Annotated in this window: 19 protein-coding genes; 4 read left to right on the top strand and 15 right to left on the bottom strand. The window is 57.3% G+C overall.

Going from position 1 to position 19,399, the window contains the following annotated elements; translation table 11 throughout:
* Nucleotides 1-5 precede the first annotated feature (5 nt).
* The 3 genes from AXG89_RS26940 to AXG89_RS26930 all read left to right on the top strand — a co-directional run bounded on the left by AXG89_RS26940 (nucleotide 6) and on the right by AXG89_RS26930 (nucleotide 2,420).
* Nucleotides 6-1,622 carry a ParB/RepB/Spo0J family partition protein gene (locus tag AXG89_RS26940; protein ID WP_062174008.1) on the top strand — a complete coding sequence of 539 codons (1,617 nt, stop codon included), beginning with the start codon at nucleotides 6-8 and terminating at the stop codon, nucleotides 1,620-1,622.
* A 121-nt stretch (nucleotides 1,623-1,743) separates the two neighbouring features.
* A complete protein-coding gene (locus tag AXG89_RS26935; protein WP_062174144.1) occupies nucleotides 1,744-2,100 on the top strand; it encodes a type II toxin-antitoxin system RelE/ParE family toxin in 357 nt (118 codons plus the stop codon).
* Nucleotides 2,097-2,420, top strand: a complete 324-nt coding sequence (locus tag AXG89_RS26930) for a helix-turn-helix domain-containing protein (protein ID WP_062174010.1) — start codon at nucleotides 2,097-2,099, stop codon at nucleotides 2,418-2,420. The genes AXG89_RS26935 and AXG89_RS26930 overlap by 4 nt, the downstream gene beginning before the upstream one ends.
* A gap of 162 nt (nucleotides 2,421-2,582) precedes the next feature.
* Here the strand turns inward: AXG89_RS26930 and AXG89_RS26925 are convergent, their stop codons facing one another.
* Entirely contained in the window at nucleotides 2,583-3,080 is a 498-nt protein-coding gene (locus tag AXG89_RS26925; RefSeq protein ID WP_062174012.1) for a hypothetical protein, read from the bottom strand.
* A gap of 678 nt (nucleotides 3,081-3,758) precedes the next feature.
* Here AXG89_RS26925 and AXG89_RS26920 point away from each other — a divergent pair.
* Entirely contained in the window at nucleotides 3,759-4,325 is a 567-nt protein-coding gene (locus AXG89_RS26920; protein WP_062174013.1) for a hypothetical protein, read from the top strand.
* Nucleotides 4,326-4,346: 21 nt separating this feature from the next.
* On the opposite strand, the gene AXG89_RS26915 is transcribed toward AXG89_RS26920, so the two are convergent.
* The 14 genes from AXG89_RS26915 to AXG89_RS26850 all read right to left on the bottom strand — a co-directional run bounded on the left by AXG89_RS26915 (nucleotide 4,347) and on the right by AXG89_RS26850 (nucleotide 19,379).
* Nucleotides 4,347-7,220, bottom strand: a complete 2,874-nt coding sequence (locus AXG89_RS26915; RefSeq protein WP_062174150.1) for an LPD7 domain-containing protein — start codon at nucleotides 7,218-7,220, stop codon at nucleotides 4,347-4,349.
* A complete protein-coding gene (locus AXG89_RS26910) occupies nucleotides 7,210-7,602 on the bottom strand; it encodes a plasmid mobilization protein (protein WP_086386491.1) in 393 nt (130 codons plus the stop codon). The genes AXG89_RS26915 and AXG89_RS26910 overlap by 11 nt, the downstream gene beginning before the upstream one ends.
* A 1-nt stretch (nucleotide 7,603) precedes the next feature.
* On the bottom strand, nucleotides 7,604-8,167 hold the full coding sequence (locus AXG89_RS26905; protein ID WP_062174020.1) for a PH domain-containing protein: 564 nt from the start codon (nucleotides 8,165-8,167) through the stop codon (nucleotides 7,604-7,606).
* A gap of 11 nt (nucleotides 8,168-8,178) precedes the next feature.
* Nucleotides 8,179-8,616: a single-stranded DNA-binding protein gene (gene ssb, locus AXG89_RS26900; RefSeq protein WP_062174022.1), complete on the bottom strand. Its 438-nt coding sequence runs from the start codon at nucleotides 8,614-8,616 to the stop codon at nucleotides 8,179-8,181.
* Between the two features lie 31 nt (nucleotides 8,617-8,647).
* Nucleotides 8,648-9,064 carry a hypothetical protein gene (locus AXG89_RS26895; RefSeq protein WP_062174025.1) on the bottom strand — a complete coding sequence of 139 codons (417 nt, stop codon included), beginning with the start codon at nucleotides 9,062-9,064 and terminating at the stop codon, nucleotides 8,648-8,650.
* 12 nt (nucleotides 9,065-9,076) lie between these two features.
* Complete coding sequence (locus tag AXG89_RS26890) at nucleotides 9,077-9,520, bottom strand: hypothetical protein (protein WP_162916151.1); 444 nt, start codon at nucleotides 9,518-9,520, stop codon at nucleotides 9,077-9,079.
* Entirely contained in the window at nucleotides 9,513-10,256 is a 744-nt protein-coding gene (gene stbB, locus AXG89_RS26885; protein WP_062174148.1) for a StbB family protein, read from the bottom strand. Before stbB ends, AXG89_RS26890 begins: the two co-directional genes overlap by 8 nt.
* Before the next feature lie 24 nt (nucleotides 10,257-10,280).
* Nucleotides 10,281-12,158 carry an LPD7 domain-containing protein gene (locus tag AXG89_RS26880; RefSeq protein ID WP_062174033.1) on the bottom strand — a complete coding sequence of 626 codons (1,878 nt, stop codon included), beginning with the start codon at nucleotides 12,156-12,158 and terminating at the stop codon, nucleotides 10,281-10,283.
* Nucleotides 12,159-12,450: 292 nt separating this feature from the next.
* Nucleotides 12,451-14,460, bottom strand: a complete 2,010-nt coding sequence (locus tag AXG89_RS26875; protein ID WP_062174036.1) for a type IV secretory system conjugative DNA transfer family protein — start codon at nucleotides 14,458-14,460, stop codon at nucleotides 12,451-12,453.
* A gap of 122 nt (nucleotides 14,461-14,582) precedes the next feature.
* The gene (locus AXG89_RS26870; protein WP_082771560.1) at nucleotides 14,583-15,749 is read right to left on the bottom strand and encodes an ATPase, T2SS/T4P/T4SS family; all 1,167 of its coding nucleotides are present in this window, start codon (nucleotides 15,747-15,749) and stop codon (nucleotides 14,583-14,585) included.
* Nucleotides 15,727-17,007, bottom strand: coding sequence for a type IV secretion system protein VirB10 (gene virB10, locus AXG89_RS26865; RefSeq protein WP_062172664.1), 1,281 nt, complete (start codon nucleotides 17,005-17,007; stop codon nucleotides 15,727-15,729). Before virB10 ends, AXG89_RS26870 begins: the two co-directional genes overlap by 23 nt.
* Complete coding sequence (locus AXG89_RS26860) at nucleotides 17,007-17,783, bottom strand: TrbG/VirB9 family P-type conjugative transfer protein (protein WP_236873557.1); 777 nt, start codon at nucleotides 17,781-17,783, stop codon at nucleotides 17,007-17,009. Before AXG89_RS26860 ends, virB10 begins: the two co-directional genes overlap by 1 nt.
* Before the next feature lie 65 nt (nucleotides 17,784-17,848).
* Nucleotides 17,849-18,901, bottom strand: coding sequence for a virB8 family protein (locus AXG89_RS26855; protein WP_062172666.1), 1,053 nt, complete (start codon nucleotides 18,899-18,901; stop codon nucleotides 17,849-17,851).
* A 157-nt stretch (nucleotides 18,902-19,058) separates the two neighbouring features.
* Nucleotides 19,059-19,379 (bottom strand): hypothetical protein, encoded by a 321-nt coding sequence (locus AXG89_RS26850; protein WP_062172667.1) that lies wholly within the window; start codon nucleotides 19,377-19,379, stop codon nucleotides 19,059-19,061.
* Nucleotides 19,380-19,399 lie beyond the last annotated feature (20 nt).

Genomic DNA, 19,399 nt, shown 5'->3' with positions numbered 1-19,399 from the left:
AACCGATGCATGCGGCAGACCAGGCGATTGCTTTTCGTTTGTTGCTCGAAGAAGGGCGCAGCATCGACTATGTTGCGGCTTTGTTTTCCATCCCGGCACTTGCTGTTCAGCGCCGCCTGAAGATCGCCAACGTATCGCCCAAGATATTGGACGTGTACCGAGACGATGGCATGACCACCGAGCAGATTCAGGCGCTTGCCTTGTGCGATGACCACGACAAGCAAGAACGCCTCTGGTTCGAAGCGGCGCAATCGTGGTTACGCGATCCGTATCACCTGCGTGAGGCCATTGTTGAAGAAGAAATCAACGTCAGTGAAAATCCATTAGTCGCGTTCGTGACGCTCGACGCATACATCGCCGCTGGCGGATATGTGCGCCGCGACCTGTTCAGCGAGTCCGCAAACGCCGGATACATCACGGATATGGCGTTGCTCCAACAACTGGCCACTGAGCGCCTTCTGGTCATCGCGCAAGACGTATCAGCCGAAGGATGGAGCTTTGTTGAAACACGGGTGAAGCGCGACTTTAGCGAGCTTTCCGCGTACACCCACATCACGCCGCAAGCGCGCGATATGACCAAGAAGGAAGCCGTGCAGTATGCCAAGCTTGAAAAGGCGCGGGACAAGGCGAGCAGCGCCCTCGACGCCTATTACAGCGACGAAACCATCGACGAGGACGACGACACGCGCGATGCGCTTGAGGACGCCGCACGCGGCGCGCAGAACACGTGTGAGCAGTTCGTGGAAGCACTGGAAGTGTGGACGCCCGAGCAACTCGCGAGCGCCGGAGCGTTTGTCTTGCTGAACCACGCCGGTAAGGTGGTGATCGAGCGCGGATATGTGAAGCGAGGCACAGCGACGAGCCCGGCCCATGAAGGCGATGGACAAGATCAACCGAAGAAGGCCAAGCCCGTGCACAGCGACAAACTATGCCGTCGCTTGACGGCTCACCGCACCGCCGCCGTTCAGGTTGAGCTTGCAGCCAAGCCAACCATCGCGTTAGCCGTCCTTATGCAACGGTTGATCCCTACGGTGTTTTCAAGTCTCTACTACTACGGCGAGGAAACCGGCGTACATGTATCGGCCACGTGTTCACACGACAAGCTGCTGCGCGAGGCCGACGACATGGAAGCGAGCGCCGCATGGGAGGAGATCGATGCCGAGCGTAGCAAGTGGGCTGCGATGTTGCCCAAACAGCGCTCGAATCTGCTGCCTTGGTTGATTGAACAAAGCGACGACGTGATGGCAAACCTGTTTGCATTCTGTGTGGCTTCGACGCTCGATAGCGTCACCGGCACCGAAGCCGCGCACCCCGTCAACGCACTCGCTGACTTGCTCGAAGTCGATATGACCAAGTACTGGACGCCGACGGAGAGTAGTTATCTGAACCACGTATCGAAGGCACGAATTGCGGAAGTCGTATCGACGGCGGTTTCCCCTGAAGCCGCTACGCCGCTCGCTGCGATGAAGAAGGGCGATGCCGCAGCGACCGCCGAGCTTCGCCTTGCCGGTACCGGCTGGCTTCCGGAGGTGCTGGCAAAGCGGGAAGCGTCGGACAGTGTTGCCGACGTGTACCAGAGCGATGAAATAACGGACCCGGAAGACGAAGAAATTCCGTATTGATCGGATAGTCCGCGCGTAGGGATCACGGGGCGCATCCGGAGAAATTCGGATGCGTCTTATTTTTGGTCAGCCGAGCGTCGATGAGCTTGTGATTTATACCCATCTGTATATAATCCATGGTATGGAAAACATCAAGACTCTGCGCTGGATAGCGTCTTCCAAGAAAGACCTGAAAGCGATGCCCGAAGTCGTACAAGACACTTTTGGATTCGCGCTGCATCAGGCCCAGATAGGTCTTAAACACGTGGACGCGAAGGCGCTCAAGGGATTTGGTTCTGCGGGAGTGCTTGAAGTGGTCGAATCGGCGGAAGGCGGGACTTACCGGGCGGTCTACACGGTGCGTTTTGCCGACGCGGTGTATGTGCTGCATTGCTTTCAAAAGAAAGCGACCCACGGAATCGCGACACCGAAGCCGGATATGGACCTGATCAGAGATAGACTCAAGATCGCGGAAGAACTTGCCAAGGAAAGGAAATGACCGACTACGAAGAAAGCAGCGGCAATGTCTATACTGACTTAGGATTGGCCGATGCGGAGGAAATGCTAGTCAAGGCGCAACTCGCCTCAAAGATTGGCGAGATCATCAAGGGCCGCCGATGGACGCAACAGCAAGCAGCGGAAGTGCTGGGCATGACACAACCCAAGCTGTCCAATTTGCTGCGCGGTCAATTCCGTGGTGTTAGTGAAGCGAAGATGCTCGAATGTCTCGCCAAACTTGGGCGTGACGTAAAAATCGTTGTCGGCCCGGCACGCCGTTCGACCAAACCGGGCCATGTTGAAGTGGTGTTTGCTGCATAGCATTAGCTTGACGCTGCAAGTGAATGCAACAAAAAGCGCTGAACCACAAGAGGGTCAGCGCTTTTTTAATTGGCAAAAGATTTAAATCCATACTCCATGTTTATACAAGCATCCTTTGCAGACCGCTTTTTAGCGTAGTTATGGGCGCACTGCAATGATGAATTAAGAATCGCCAGCGTTTGGCTTAAATCGGTTTGGAAAAAATTGTGCAGTTTCAGCGTCGATTTTTGCTCTACTTTGTTTAGGCGAGAGCAGACGAAACTGAGCAGGCGTCAACTTAGCGGTGATCCAGTCCTCCGGCAGCGTTTTAACGCTAGTTTTAGTTTGGCAAAGCGAAGCGTTGCTTTGTTCTTGCGATGTTAAGAGAGCCATGCTTTTTAATTCCGACTTCCCGGTAGCGGTGGATGGAGGAATAGCATCTTTCTTCTCCGTCGGATTAGCGGCCTGTTTTTTTCGAAGTCGGTAAAGGATGTTATCGAAGTTTTTTAGGCTTAACGCAATGCCGTAACGGGTTAACGTTTCGAGCACGGCGGTTCTCTGAACGCCTGCGCTCAGGGCTCCCTCAATTTCAGCGAAATGCTCGGCCACACGCGCGGTGACGGAGCGCTTATCCGACTCGCGCGAGAGTGCCAGGAGAGCGGTTTTCAGGTCGTCTGTCATATCGGCTCTGGATGTTGTCGTATTGAAGCACAAGATAGCGTTATTGCGGTAATTTTGCAGTACTTTTGAGGATAAGAAAAGTAGATGCGCAGTAGTTTGAAGGACTTTGGAGTGCTATTGCGGAATTATGAGTATTGGTTGAAATTTCAGGATTAACGGAGGCACGTTGCATATGTTCGACAAAAAATGCTTCGCTTTTTTTCCCGATCATATGGTGCCAAAAGGGGTGTCCCCTTTTGAAACCCCGACGGCTACGCCGTCAGGGTCGCGCCCACTGGGCGCTCCTTGTGCACGATTCATCCCTCCATTGCTCAAACGCATGTGGAGGGCACGCCAGACCGAAAATAGGTTAATACTGGACTGAGCCACGTCCGCGTAACATCCCGCCGGGTTCAGTGCCAAAATTGTCTAATATGGAAACACGCTCGGCGAGATCGCCACCGTTCGATCCACGAGTACGAGCAAGTGCATTTAGGCTCTTTTCGACTTGAACGCGAATCACAGTACACGTATTGGCTGATTAAAGTCCCGAGAAACGTAAATTTACGTTGTTGCTAGCCGTATTACGAGGAAATAGTCATGCCCTTGGATTGGAATGTCATACCAACATTGATACCCGCGTTATCGGGACTAGGCGGAGTTTGGTTAGGAGGATCGCTAACTTCCAAACGCGAGCGAATGAAAGAGGTTGCTTTATCGGAAAAAGAAACTACCTATTTGGCAATTCTTGTCGTTTCACATCTAGATCGGTTTGTCGATGGTTGTGTTGCAGTCGTAGGTGATGACGGCACAAGTTATGGGCAACCCGCTGGAGAGGGCGGAATTTATCAAACAACCGTCAAGACGCCTGACTTCGATCCCCTCACGCTTAATGTTAATTGGAAGTCGCTACCATCCAATTTAATGTATGAAATCTTGAGTTTGCCATATCAAATTGAAACACTAAATCGCAAGATCTCAAACGCGGGCGATTATGACGACCCGCCTGAATATGCAAGCTTTTTTTGGGAACGACGGCACGGGTATGCTGCAATGGGTTTGGAATTCGTGCGAATAGCGAAACTACTTCGGCAGCACGCGAACCTTCCTCCGCTACCGTCAATCAACGGTGAATGGAGTCGCGATAAATTTTTGAGTGACCAAAAAATTCGGTTTGAGAAACTGCGGGACGATCACCAGCGAACAATGCAGCCAGTGCCGCTGGCAAGCGCGACGGTAAACGTACCAGGAGCGCCAGCCGGGTAATCTAGTGTGCCAACCAAACCCTTATAACGATGGCGCAAAGGGACTGGGCGGACGTAAGTCGCCATCCGGCACCGGATCCGGGTCTTGAATGGGACCTGGGGCACGATCAGGCGCTACCGGCTGCGATGCTACCGGGATATCGCGCACGCGTGACCGATCTTGCGTTCGCGTCTCAACAGCCGCCGCGCGATCGCCGATCAGCTCGACACGCCGTGCTTGCATGATGTCGTTAAGAGAATTGTCGGAGAACTCGACATACAAGCCCGCTTCTGCCGCGACTTTCGCGGCTTCCCGTTGCATTTCGACCGGCCCTTGCAGCTTGAGTGCCGGTCCGAACTTGGCGTGCGCGAGGCGCAAAGCCGCTTCAACTGCAGCACGATCCGTTTGCAGCACGCGTACCGCGAGGCCGTGATCCCGAACCACGCTGCGCCCATCGTGCCGATAGGTCACGGCGCCGTCCCGATGCACTTCGTAGCTCAAGTACGGCGCCCGGTAAATGATTTGGTTGTCGTAGCCTGATCCGCTCGGATCTTCTGCGTCCTCTCCTGTGGACGCTTGACTTTTCCTGCGCGCGTGCTCTTCGCCAGCGGCTGTGATCCAATTCTCTTCAGGTTGAGGTGCTTCCGAGATCGTTGGACGCATCCGGCGCAGCTCGACCAATGCGCGGGTGTCGCCGGCTTGCGCGCGCGCCTGCAGGAACTCACCAAAGGTCGCGCCATGACGCTGACCATACTTCGCTTTCAACCCTTCGCGCTCGAGTTGGATCTGACCGCGCAATGTCTGTTCTGCGTCTGCCTTGGTCATTCGGGCGATCGACGCCAGCGCGCGCCGGCCGGACGGCCGCAAATCAAGATGGTTGCGTGCCGCGTCGCGAGCGACATTGAAAGTCTGTTTGATTTGAGCGCGGCGTGATTGTTCGCTGGATTGCTGCGTCGCCATGGCGTCCTGGCGCGCGCGCCGGAAAACGTCCCGGTCGATCGTGTACTCGCGCCAGAGTGCGGCACGTGGAAGCTCGCGGGCTAAGGGGAAGGCAGCGCCCGACATCTGACGCTGGTACGAACCGCCAAGGATCTCGGATGCGTCGCGCCAGGGCAGATGCAGTTCCTTGGTCAAGAAATCCGAGACGTTCAAATGCCGGGCACCAGCGCGGATTCGACTTGCGCCATCGCGACCCACCGTGATCCCGTATTTCTCCGGCCGCACGCCGTGAGAGTGCGACAGCTCAGCAAGCAATCGATGGGGATCCAAGTTCGCGCGAATGTCAGAGTACTCATCGCGGGCGGAACGTTGGGCGATATGTTCGCGCTCGTCGCGCATACGCTGCGACAGAACGCTATCGGCACGTCGACCGGTTGCCCTTACGCCTGGTCGCTCGCGATGGCGATTCCGTCGCAGGCTATCCGTTGGTACGGTGCGTTCGTGCTCCAGCTCGTGAAGTGCATGATCCGGCACCAGCACTGCACGTCGTGGGGCGAAGCGGTCCACAGGGACGCCGGACATACCTCGCATACCGTTGAAGGCCGAGGACGGCGTTCCTTGGGAATCTGGGAGAGCGCCATGCTGCCGGTGTTCGGGAATAGTTCCGCGGGATTCGCCGGGGATGTCGCGCCGGGAATCGGGCGGGAGGCCGCCGAGGCTTCCCGATCCGGGGCCGCGTGGAAATCTGGCGTCGAGCTGGGGATCGACTCGAGATCCGACTCCGGCGCTTCTGTCGAATTCATATAGTCGTCCATCGCCGCGAACACGTCCGTCGCCGGCGTCGCGTTCGCCGATTCCTCGTGCTTTGCCTGGTGCATATCCCTCTGGTTGTCCGCTTGATTGTCGTCCTGATCCTGACTCATGATAATCATCCAAATGTTTTGAATAGAACGCGTCACGCCGCTGTTCAAGCATGGCCACGCGTTCATTGAGGGATGCCGCTCGATAAGCGGGGAAACTTTTGGTGTTGCCGTTATTCAGATATTTCACTTCGAGCGCACGGGTTTGCTTCCACTGCGCCAATGCGTCGAGATAGCGTGCGTCGGTCTCACGGGCCCTGCCAGTTGCTTCATACGTCACGGAAACGTCTGCCGAGAGCTGCGATAATTTGTCTTGCGTGGGCAGTTCGATGAACGCACGTGAAAAGACCCCTTCTTTCAGATTGACACCCTTCAGCGCATCCTGAGGCTTCACGTTCGCGTACTCGTTGTCGCGCCCTTCATTGCGTAGCCGCGCTTCACCGTGCTCAGCCAAGAGAGCCAAAAAATCGTCGTAGCGCTCGATCTTCCGATCCAGCATCGCATTCAGAACCGTCTCTTTGATATCGCGGCTCGCAGGCTTAAAGAGGTCGCCCTTGTAACGGCTGATCATTTCAGACTCGCTTGTAAATCCCGTGCGCCGATGATCCTTGGGACTCGCCAAACCGTACTTCGCGTTCACGTGTTCCTGAAATGCCTCGATGTACTGAATGTTTGATTTGTAGAAGCCCAGCGCTTCAAGGTGACCGCCCGAAATCAGATTCAGCTTCGGAATAACGATATGAATGTGCGGCTTTCGTTCAACCAGCGCGCCGGCACCGTCAAGATAGCTTTTGACCTTCGGAAGATGCGCTTCCGCATAGAAATTGAACTCTTCAGGGAGATACGCGACGCCGACGAATTTTCGGAAATCTTCAGTGATCGCTTCCAGCGTTTCGCGGCTTACGTTATCTTCTTTAAAGCTCATCGTGACCGACAAATACCGGTCGACATTGGGCGCGACGTCGATGGACTGGATAATCGAATCAGTTAATTCCAGGTCGCCGGCGAGAACCACGCGCTCGTCCATCTCGTCGCGTTCCAGTTCGCGGCCAAGCTTGCGGCCTTTCTCGAGATATTCCTTTACGCCATCGTGCCGCCCCTTCGCCCTAAGCAACATTTTGCAGGTGCGCCTTTAAAAGCAGTTCAATGCTTTCCAACGCATCGAGGGCCGCGAGATAGGTACTTTCCGTCGCGCTACTATCCAAACGCGCTGCGTTTAACACATGGGCGATCTGATTCAGGTTGTTGCCGGATTTATTGACGACCAGCAGCGCACGCTTTTTGTCGATGCTCAACGGTTGACGCGCAACGATCCGCGTGCGGTTGGTCAGTACACAATCACGAAAAAATTCAGACGCGCTCATGCCGGATGCTCCAACTTTTGCCAGATACGCACGGTGTTCCGCATCAGTCAGCCGAAATCCGACCCGCTTGGCCAACTGTGTCTCAGCTGCCATCGCACGGCGTCCACGCTTAGTGGATTTAGCGGCGTGGCTCATTTCAGACGCGTCCCATGTTGACTTCGCGAATGCCTTTGGCGTCCCGTCGCGCGATCGCTGCAAGATTCATCCACTCGCGCAAAACCTCAACATCCGGCATGCCACGCAATGTCCATCGGGGATGATTGACGTCGCTGCTCTCGACAACCAGCGTCCCGAAGCCCATTAGCCGTTCCCACCAGCTGCTCACGCACTCGACGTTCTGGACGCGATACATTTCAACGCTCGCTACGCGTCGGCTCAAAATGCCGTAGCGCATGGTCATGCGAACGCTATCGATCACAATTTGTGTTTGCGCCGTCGTGGCAGCACGCAGGCCGATAGCGATAGCAATCCCGACCGTCCCCGATATCAACAAAAAGAACGGAATTAGCGTGGGCCACGCGGCGGACTTCCACACAACGGCCAAACCCGCGATCGAGGCCAATGCGCACTTCAAATAAAACGGCAGGTTCACGGCCCAGTTCGGCGATCCGAGAAACTCGACCACTGTTGGCTGATCGATCGACAGCGGAATTGCGATAGCGCGAACGTTTGAGCGAAGATCATGGTCGGTTCTTTTCATCGTTTAACTCTTCACTGAGCGATACCCTGAGATAACTCCGCTTCGTCATACGCACGAACCCACTCGTCTCCATCGCTTGGCATCGGTGCGCCCGCGTCGGTTTCTCCTTCCGGGTGAGCGTGACCACGTGGTGCGCCAATCATTTCGAGCGATTCGACAACGATTTCAGTGGTGTACCGGTCCTGGCCATTGCTGGACCATTTGCGCGTGCGCAGCCGACCGTCGATATAGATGCGAGAGCCCTTCGCTAAAAAGTCCCGTGCAATTTCGGCATAACGTCCGAAGAACACAAGGCGGTGCCATTCCGTGGCCTCTTTCATGGTGCCGCTCGCTCGGTCCTTAAAGTAGTCGGTCGTCGCGAGTCGACAATTGGCGACGACCCCTGCACTCAGGTCCTTCACGTCCGGGTCGGCGCCTAGGTGGCCAGTCAGCGTTACTCGATTTACCATGACTTACTCCTCGATAAATAGGTTGGTGAAACTACTTTTGCGTGAGGGGGACGTCTTCTTCACGCGGTACTACGGGATCCCGATTTGCCCAACGGGGCAACGGTGCGTGCACAGTCCAGGGCTTCGATTCGGCGTATGCGCTGAACTGCTTGCGGTTGAAGGTGATCGTCCAGAAATCAAGCTCCGGGCGCAGTTGCCGTATGTAGAGGTACGCCAAAAACCACCCTTCTCCAGCTCGCGCCATATCCGCCCACCGGCTGGCGTGGATATCCGACGAGTACGCTTCCCAAGCCACGCCCACCGCATCGGCGGGCCACGTTTCAATTTCTGCGTAAAACGCCTGCAGGGTGGCGATCGTAGCGCGCTGCGCGACAGACCATGCGTGATCGGCGAGGGCGTGCGCGTCAAACTCGAATCCCGCGCCTATCGCGTCAAATTGGAATGTCATCGCGGTTCGGTCTCAATGAATCAACGCCCAGACGCCGGCAAGGGTTGCGGCGCCCGCCAGCGCCGCACTTGCGAGTGCGACCGCAAACAGCTCGATGAGCCGGCGAGTATTGCTATCCCGCACGGTCCCTCCAATCGACGCGAGCGTGAGGTCCACCTTGGCCAATATGCCGCCGAGTGAGTCCGCAATGCGCCGTTGGGTGGCAATGCTTGCTTGGGCAGAAAGCTCCGCGATCGCGCCCTCGCGTGCATTGGCAAAGTCACTCGATACCTTGAGCAGGTCGGCAATACGGCCGCTCAATCGTTCGTCAGATGTCTGAATGATTGCAGCGAGATCGCTTACCGACTTGTGCAGCGTATGAACGTCACCCAATATCTCCGCCATGACCTCATCGCGAACGTGGGGAGATAGCGGATCTCGCCGCACGCGAGCGTTTGGCTCGCCGGTTTCACTCATCGCGCGCACCAACAGCAATCGTCATGGCCGGACGAACGATTGCTTCAAATACAGCGTCGAGCTCGGCGTTGACGCGTAAGGCCAAGCGACGCAGACCTAAAAGAGCGACAAGCCGGTTTTTCTCGGAACTGGCTGGGGTTTCTGCAATTGCTGATTTGTAGTCGGTTGGGTCTGTCAACACGGCATCCATGCTGCGGCCAGCTTCGGCGGCATACTTATAGACGTCGCTTTGGTAGAGCACTGCGTCACGATCCAGGCGAAACGACCTTTTCAGGTTATAGAAGCTGAAGATTGAGCTGAATTGGCTTTCTTGAAATCCGAGCACTCGATCGACCTGATTGAAGACCACAACAATTTTCTCGCGGGCAATACCCATGTTCGCGAGATTTAAGAGGGTGGCAACGGTGTCGCGTTGCTGTTTTTCCGCGCTGACAACGGGCACGACGAACAAATCAAAATCGTCATGCGAACCGTCGTATTCGCTCATCAGCGCGACGAAGGACTCGACATTGGATGCGCCTACGTCAACCACCACGTTATCCCCCGACAACAAACGAGCTTGCAATTCCGAGAACTGCCGACCTCGAAATTTTTCGTCAGTCTCCTGTGCGCCATCGTCAGCATTAATTGATTCAACGGCGATGACCTTGGCATCGCGAACACGCGGCGCTAGCAGATGCCGCGCAATCGTGCTCTTGCCGACGTTGCCCGAAAAATTGATTACGGCGATATTCATGGTCGTTCCTTAATTAAGTGTGGTTTATCGCGCGACGCTCGGTGCGGTTTGTTTCGCGACGTCGCGCTCAGGATTGCGCTGTGGTTTTGGCGCTTGTGCGATTGCTTGACGGGCCTCGCGGTCAACATCGACTTGAGCCAGGCGCGTATCAATCGCCAGCTTCAGATCTCGTGCGGGCGAGGGCGCCTTGTGCTGCTCCGTCTGCACTGCAATTCCGGCTTGAAGACGCTCGGCCAGCCGATCCATCACCTCCCGCACGACGTTATCTGGCTGACCCGCTAGCGCTTTCTCAACCTGTTCGCGCAAGCCCGCAACGTTCATTGCGTAAGCGGTCGAGTCCTGAGCGTCCGGAGATTGTCTTTCCTGCTTCTGGATGTCCCAGACGTTGAGCCGCGTTTCGATTTGCTCGACTCCTACTACCTTGCCTTCAGTATCTTTGATCGACCGATTGACGGTGACCGGGCGCGAGCCGAGGTTTTCAAGCGTGAGTGCGTCACCTGACTCAGCGCCCGAATCCCGGATAGCGCGTTCCAGATCCTTACCCCATACCGTCTTTGTGGCGCCGTCGGATTCGCGATATGAGACGTAGTAACTGTCAGCGTTGTCCTTGTCGTGCTTGTACGGTGCTGCGCCATGCGCTAAGAGCACGTTTTGATTAGGCTGTACCGGGGCCGGGCGTATTTCAGGAACAATTGGCTCGGCCGATGCTGAAATTGCGGTCGGCTCTGTCGATCTAACAGAAGGAGTCGGAGCGGTGGGCTCTGAAGGGGTAGGAGTGGCCGGAGAAGCAGACGCGGCCTGTGAGAGTGTGTCCACTGGCGCCGCAGCGGTGGACGCAGCCGCACTAAGGTTGTCCACTCGACGCTCGGGCGGCTGCTTGGCTCTCAGTTCAGTTGTAGGTGCCGCTGTCGGTGGCGACTGCGGTCGCGAAGCGTCGGGGACACGTTGACCGGCGGTGATGGTCAACGTGTCGAGCTCGCGGCGTGCCGCTTCGAGCATCGCGCGGTCTTGTTCTTTCGGCTCGAATCCGTGGGTTTTGATTCCCGCAAGCTGGGCTTCCATCCATGCGTTGCGACGGAACGGTTCGCTTCCCTTGAGCGTGATCTGTTGCCAGCCCTTCGCTTGCGCAACGGTAACCATGTCTGCTGCCGTGCCGCGATCGTCTTCACGTGTTGCCAGGCGCGGGCCTTTGTCGGTGAACTTCGGCTCATGCTTATCGGCGTTGCTTGGATCCTTCTCATCAAAGCGCCAGAAATCGCCATCGCGCACGACGTAGCGGGATGCAATTGCCTCAGGCACGGCGTAGCCGTCCTTCGTCATGACAGCCGGTGAAGAAATCTCGTTAGCGCTGCCCGTGCGCTCACGGCCGACAAGCGATCGCGTAAAAGCGTCTAGCAGACGCGCGCCGGCATTGCGGCGCGGGATCTTTTCCTCAGCTTCGCGGCGCTTCTCGGAATCCGGCACTTGATTGGGCAAGATCTGGCGCGTGGGGGCTGGTACCGCTTCGATGGCGTTTTCCTCAACGGCCTCGCTGTCGTGCGCCGCGTTTGGCGCTTGCGGCGTCGACACTGTAGTTGCGGCGGCGGACAGATCCGCCGGCGCGCTAACAGGTGTGACCGCAGCCGGGGCCTGCGCTGCGCTATTTGCGGCCGACGTGGGGCTTTCGACTTTGATATCGCTGCGTGCGTTAAAAGTTCGCAACGCCTCGCGCTCCAGACCGTAATCGACCTGCGACAAAGCTTCTCGGTACTGCGGCATATGCATGTTGTCAACAATCGTCTCGAACGCCTTTTCACGCACCTGCGGATCTGCGATTAGCTTCAGATCTTCCGAGTCTCCCGACGCCCATACTCGATAGGCTCTCTCGCTGCCGAGATCAGACAACACACCGACAGCCAACATGCCATCGCCGCTATGGCGAGACGCGATCCGCTCCTCAGGGGCCTTTATAGGTTCCGACACGTTGCTCGGGGCACGGCCGACGCCTTGAGCGGTTAGCCCTGCGGCGCGTACTGTCGGAGTTGCTGTGCTGGCACGGAGAACTTCTGGTGACGACGGTTCGGGCATTGCTCGACCATCCCGAGCACGCGCGAAGAACGCGTCACGAGCCGCCTTGATGGCGGTTATTTCTGACGCGTCAGACGCTTCTTTGCTAGCATCGTGGCCTGCGCGTGATGAATCGATGGGTTTATTTTCAGCCATGAGTGATTTCCTCTTGAATAGGCGAACGAGAGCCACGGGCCGCGCTGGCCTGGCTACCTGTGTCCGCGAAGTTGAATCGCTTGCCGGTTAGTTCCAGCAAGTCGGCATAGACGCCTTCGGCGAGCACGGCCGCGAGCGCGACTGACACCTCGGCATCTCGCATCGCAACGAGATCCGTCGCCCGCGCGACGCGCGTTCCGTCCTCACGCCGTACTGCGGTCGCGGCGCGACGCTTTGCCTGCCATTCGATCGGATCAATTACTGGCACATCGCCTGTGCAGAGCTCGTTCGCGCCTGCGGCCGCCTTAAGCTGCGTCTCGGTCGGCAGGTCTTCGCCAAGACCGCGCAACGACGGGCTCATTTCCTTGAGTCGGTCCACAAACACCGGATCGTTGTAATAGAACGCTTTCTTACAGCGGATCGGCTTACCAAAGCCGAGCAAGATTTCCTCGTCCTGTCCCATCTCTTCGAGCTCTTGCGGCATCATCAGCGCGCGCTTCTGATCCGAATGATTCTCACCGCGCGGCTTACCGGGCGTCCTGCTTTTTGAAATCGACGTTTCCGTGAAATAGCCCAGTGCGTCGGACAGATCCTTCGCTTCCTGATGATCCTTAGGCGGATAAACCACCTTGGCCGCGTGGTTCACGACGAGCGTGCGCGTACCTTCCTTGCCATACAACGACGGGCGTTCCATCTGTGACACCGCCTGGATAATCGTGAGCAAGCGCAGGTCATAGCCCGCAATGAACGCGTTCGACGTATCGATGATGTTCACTCGGCCAATGGCCGTGAACTCGTCGAGCACCAGCGTGCATTGATATTTGAGCGACGCGTCGTGCTCGGGCAGCACCGAAGTGTTCAGATCGATCAGCTGTGAAAAGAACAGGTTCACGAGAAGCGCTGCGTCCTCGAGCCGGTTTGGTTGGATCCCGATATAGATCGTCATGCGCTGGCGGCGCACTTCGTTGATGTCAAAGGACGAATGGCTGGTCGCCGCGTCGACGATCGGGTTATCAAAAATCAGCAACGGCGCATTGAAGGTCGACAAGATCGAAGACAGAACCTCGTCGCCGGACGCCAGGAAACGGTTCAATGCACCGGTACACGCCTCAGACAGACCTTTAGTGGCCCGCAACTGCGCGATGTGCTCCTTGATCGGTCTCCCCATGCCGGACGACTGACGGAAGATCTCGCCAAGCGTGCAATAGCGCTCTGTGCTCGCCGTCTCCATGAGATACAGGCTTAAGCCCACGAACAGGTTGCGCGCTAGGTCATTCCAGAACTTGGTTTTGGCCTCGACGTTGGTTGGATAGAACTTAAGGCCAATCGCCTGTACGTCGCCAATGCGAAGATGCTCCGGGCGATGAGCGATCGAGTCGAACACATTCCACCCGTGCGACTTGCCATCTTCCGCAAAGGGAGCCCACAGGAATACCTTCTGCCCATACTTTTGTCGGTAGGCGGACGTGTACTTATAGTTCTCCAGCTTCAAGTCCAGGACGACCATCGAATCCGGATAGGTGAGGAGATTCGGGATCGCTACGGCCACGCCTTTTCCCGATCGCGTAGGCGCGGCGAGCATGATAAATTGCTGGCCCGGAAAAGTCAGATATTTGCCTCGATACTTGCCGACGATCAGCGCGGGCTTGCCGTCTTCGCCATCGAGTAATCCGGTCTTGCGGATTTCATGCGCCTTCGCGAACCGAGCACTGCCATGAAGCTCGCGTTTGGCCGTACCGAACGCAGCAAAGCAAGCAGCCGTGATCGCACCAACGGGAATGGCCATCGACACAAACGTACATGCGGCAAGCGCTTTCTTGACGGCAGGTACATCGCCATAGGCATGCCAGTAGTCGCGCAACGTAAAGATGCCAACCACCGACGACGGCAAGTGCTGCATTTTTGCGAAGAGCGCAGCGCCCGCGTACTGGCCGCCCACCGCAACGGCCGCAACGCCGGCGGCTGCAAGTGCGCTCACGAGGATCTTTGATTGAATCGTCATGTCCGTGACCTAAACGCAGCTGACTGCATCGCCGGGACCAAACATCCGAGTGGTCCAATCACCGGCTGCGACCAACCCGGACGCAGCGTCAATTGGAAACACGGGCATCTTGCATCGGTCATTTATGCGAGCCCCCGCAAGAGCTTCCACTTCTCCACCGGGTCGTAGTGGATCTGGGTCAGGCGTTTCCGTTCCATGAAGAGCACGACGTCGATGGTGGTCTTCACCTCATGCAGGATGTAACTCCAGTCGAGCGTCTGGCCAACCTGGCTTGCCTTGACCAGTGTCGCGATTCGCGAGAAGGCAGACGCGCAATCGTTCGCATGCACGGAGGTCATGCCGCCATCGGTACCGGTATTAAGCAGCGTGAGGTAATCCCACGTTTCATCGCCGCGCAGCTCGGTCAAAAACACGCGGTCGAATTTCATGCGCAACGTCGAGCGGACGATTTCTTTCGCCGGCAAGCTGTCGCTAAAGAACATGTGCACGTGGTTGGGATGGTTCGGCAACGACAGTTCGTGCGTGTCTTCGATCGTGCCAATGCGCGTGGTGGGTGGCACGAGATCGGCCAACATCTTCATGAGGGTCGTCTTACCGGACCCGACACCACCAACCGTCACGATGTTGAGCTTGTGCTTGATCGCCAGCTCGAATAGCCGCGGAACGTTGCGCGTTGCTTTCGCCGCAAGCATCTCCAGCTCGAAGGGCGCAAGCGTGACGCCGGCCGGCACAAATTCGATGGGTGCAGCATCCCGAACACCGTCATCCAACAAGCCAGGCATACGCCGTACAGCAGCCGATCCCGCAAGCACCGACGGAGATACATCCACGAACCCTGTCAGCGTGCCCGCACGAACATAATCGTCTTTGGAAAAGCGAACCGTGCTCGGAATTCGGATGGTCATCGAGACTGTGCCCGGCTCACACGCGGGCGCAGTCATGACCTGGCCGCGTTCGCCGTCGGGCAAGCGCACTGGCTTGATTGGCGCGAGGGCTGACAAAGGCGGGGACGCCTTGTTGTAGATCGTCAACGCGTCCGCCAGCTTCTTGCAAAGATCGAACGACAGGGCGGGCGCTGCGTGTTGCTGCCATCCATCGACCGTCTCGGTCCACATCTCATGTGGACGGTTGATCGTCACTTCTGTGACACCTTGGGTCGCCATTTTTTCGGCAATGCCGGTTGAACCAAGATAGCTGCGGACTGTTTTGCTCGAATCGAAATGGGTCGATGCAGTATGGATTGACGCAGCATGGGCGGACCCGACATTACTGCTGGTGTTCGAGGTCATAGACGCTCCTGAAGTCCACATCGCGTGCCACGAAAATGTTCAACGCGGAACCCTGATTCGAGTACGCGGTCGGCGGGATATCGATGGTGTTTTTGAGGGTGTCGTCAGCCAGGCTTTGCCCAGCCGACGAGGTGTTCGAAAACTGAATCTGGTTGTTGCCGCTGCCAAGCGACCGGTTGCTCGCGGCCTGCCCAAAGTCGCCAATGAGGCTCACCATGATGGCGCCGCCGAAACGATCCCAGAAATGGGTATCGACGTAGGCATTAAGTCCGCTTGCGCCAAGCGAATCCGAGCCCGGCGAGTCCAATGGAATGGTGACGCCATTGGGCATATCGATGCGTGACCACAGCACGAAGATGCGCGCCTGACCCTGCATGAGCGAGGTGCGCTGTTCACCGGTAGCTTCGCTGCCACGCTCGATCAGGAGTGTTTGACCGTCTGCTGAGTACACGTCCTTGGTAACGATGCAGGAAGTCGCGCCAGGATAGGTTGTAACGATCTTGGTCCTCTGACCGCACGGGATGATGATCCCCCGCTTGAGCAGATAGTCCAGATCAGGGAGAAAGCTCGCTTTGACGCTGGCTAGCGCCGAGGGCGTGAGCCGGTCATCCAGACCGCCGGTGACGCCGCGCGCGACAACAGGGACGAGACTTGCGCCCTTGCCACTGCTACTTCTGGTGTCATTCGGAGCGCCACTGCCGCCATTGTTCAGCAATACATCTCCATCGAGACGTCGCTCCGCAACGGTCTCCACGTGTGGCGCGGGTTGTGCCGCCGCGCCCCCACGCGCGCCAGTGCTTGTTATCGCGACAGCACTCGCGGGCGCGCCGCTCGGCACGGGCATCGATGCGGCTGACTGCGCGGCCGCAATGGACGCTTGCTCGGCCGCTGCGGCTTTTTCGCGCTTCAAACGGTCCGCATCCACTGCAAAATCGTGTCCAGTATCAGCGCCCATTTCCTTCGGTGCTGCGCGCGAATCAGCCTTGGCCTGGTTGTGCTGGTCCTGCAAACGCTTGGCGAACATCGCACCACCTAATGTCACGGTCGCCAAGGCGATCACGGCGATCGCCACAGCGGTCAACTTGTTGACATTCGCTTTCTTGCGCGTCTGCTTGAGGTTCGGCATCCCGCGATCGCCGGCCATACCACCCGTGGCCCCAGCGCCCGCCTCTCCCGATATCGATGACATCCCTGAAGGATTTCCTTCGCCGTCGTGGCCATGACCTTCACGTTCCGAGCCAGATTCGATTCCGTTCATTACTGATGCTCCTTCGTGATGCGCACGGTGCCGGGAACCGTGGTGCCGGTCGTGTTGAACTGACCGTCGGGCGTGTAGCCGTTGTTGCGCACCCCCAGCACTGACTGCCCAAGGCGCAACATGAACTTGGCCGCCGTCTCGTGCACGACAACCGTGTCACCATCCACATGCGAATTCACCAACGCTTCCGATCCGTCTGGAAGCACGCGATTGATGTCCGGCAAATCACGTGTCGTGGCGTATCGGAAATACGTGAAACGACCGTCGTCCCACATCGACGTAGGCGCAAGCACGGTATCGCCCTGCATGTCGAAGTTCTCGTTTGCGTGAACGGAGGTTGCCGCGCTGCTACGCGCGCGGTCGGCGGCCAGCGCCTGTTTCTTGGCCGTCGCCTGCGCCTCACGCGCTCGCGTGTCCGGATAGGTGAAATTGAGCGACCACACAGCAGCCTCGCCACGATCTGCGGTGACGAGCTCAACCGCATAGCGTCGGCGATCAGTGACCAAAATCAAATTGGTATCCGCATGCGCCTCCGTGGGCTTGAACAAAATCCAATTGCTCTTCGCACCCACTTTCCAGGCCTTCGAATCGCCCATACCCATCCCGGATGCAGGACCATCGATCACCTCGCCGGGCTCCAGCTGGATAAGTGTTGCGGTACCAGCCCGAAACGGCACGCGATAAACTTCCGTCGAATCGAACACAGCACAGCGAATATGGGCGTCCGTGCCACACGGTCCAGGTGTCGTCAACGCGTGAGCAGGGAGCGCGCACACAGCGGCCGCGATCGCAGAGGAGGTGGCCAACGCATGTGCGCTGCACCCCAACTTCAATATGAACGTCATTGCGCGGTACCTCGCTGAACGGCGGCACCGGCGGCCGCAGGTGGCACCGGCTGAATGCCAGACTGTGCGGGGGGCAGGGGCGTCAGCGTGTCAGACGCGCGCGTCCAGTCTCGATCAACGACATAACTGGTGACACGAAACCCTGTCGGGTCCATCTCCAGCTCACTGGCTTTTTCCGGAAGGTGATCATGGCGATAGGCGATAGTCGCCACCCAGTACTCCGTCTTGGGCGGCATGCTGCCGCTCAATGAGATGAGCTTGCGTGAGAAGAACACCTGCGCTGTGCTACCGACAAACGTGATCGCACCCACGCGCGCGATCACACGGTACTGGTCCTTAAGCACCTTTTGCGGGGCGTTAGCCAGTGAGTACATCGAGATGAACTGGTCACGCTCCTTGTCAGCTGACATGAGCTTGACGGCATCGAACATGTCCTGGATCGTTTCCCAGTCGTAGCTCTCGCGCATCTCGACATAACGGCGCAAATCGGCGCGATCGTTTTTTTCGGTGAAGATCTCCCGATTGTTGGGGCTCACATTCAGCACGTCGACCACCCCGGTCGTATCGTTCATGCGCAACACAGCAGGTGGGTTGGGTCTCTTCAGTTGTACTAAAGCTGCCGAACCAATAATAGAAACAACCGCAATTGCGCCAGCGCCGATCGCAACGCGCCACGCGAGTTTGGTTTGCCTGGCCTGTTGCTCCTGCTTGGACGCTTCAAACTTCAACGCTTGTTGCAAGTACCAACGTCCGGTCGCAATGGCAGAGCCATTCTTTTCGGTAGGCTCTGTCTCGCCGGAACCAGGTACCGCAACGGCTTGGTCACCCATCACGAGCGCGGACGCGTGCGGGCGCTTGCGTTTTGAAAACATGATCATGCTCCCTTTGACGCAGTCGACAACGGCGCAGCGGATGACGACACTGACGGCGGATGATTGACAGGGACCCACGCGCCCGATGGCTGCGGTGGCTGCGGCGGCGAACACCCTGCCAAAAGCACCACGAGAAGTATGCAGATTGAAACGGCTTTCATTGGTCAGCCCCGACATTGCGAGGCGCCGGTGCGGCCGTTCGACACGTGAGGCATGTTGGTCCAGCTAAGCGGCCAGATACATTCATCTCAATCTCCTTAAGCGACTTGAATATCATTTATCGCGAGGCAGGCGACTTACGTCACCGCCCTGCATACAGGCAATAGAAAACGTCTTACTCTCCACCGCGCTGCAGCTCTTCGCCCGCAAGTAATAGATGGCCTGTCGACTTGTCGATCACCACAGGAATTTCTCCGCCTACGCCTGCGTGTAGCACCAAGCGATCGCCAACCATGTCAGCGGTGAATTGATCGAATTGCCCGGCCATCAAAACGCTAGGCTCTTTGATAATGAATACGTCTCCGTGCTTTTCGATCGTCAGATCGGGGCCTTGCCCAGCGACTTTCGTCCAGTGGCCGAGGTACTCCTCACCCGAAGACTTCCCGCACGCGGAGATCAACAGTGGAAAGAGCGCTGCGATAAAAAGCTTTTTCATTTTTGTTCCTTCAAAGTGTT

The organism is Burkholderia sp. PAMC 26561 (assembly GCF_001557535.2).
Lineage (GTDB): Bacteria > Pseudomonadota > Gammaproteobacteria > Burkholderiales > Burkholderiaceae > Caballeronia.
This window is presented reverse-complemented; position numbering and strand designations above follow the sequence as displayed.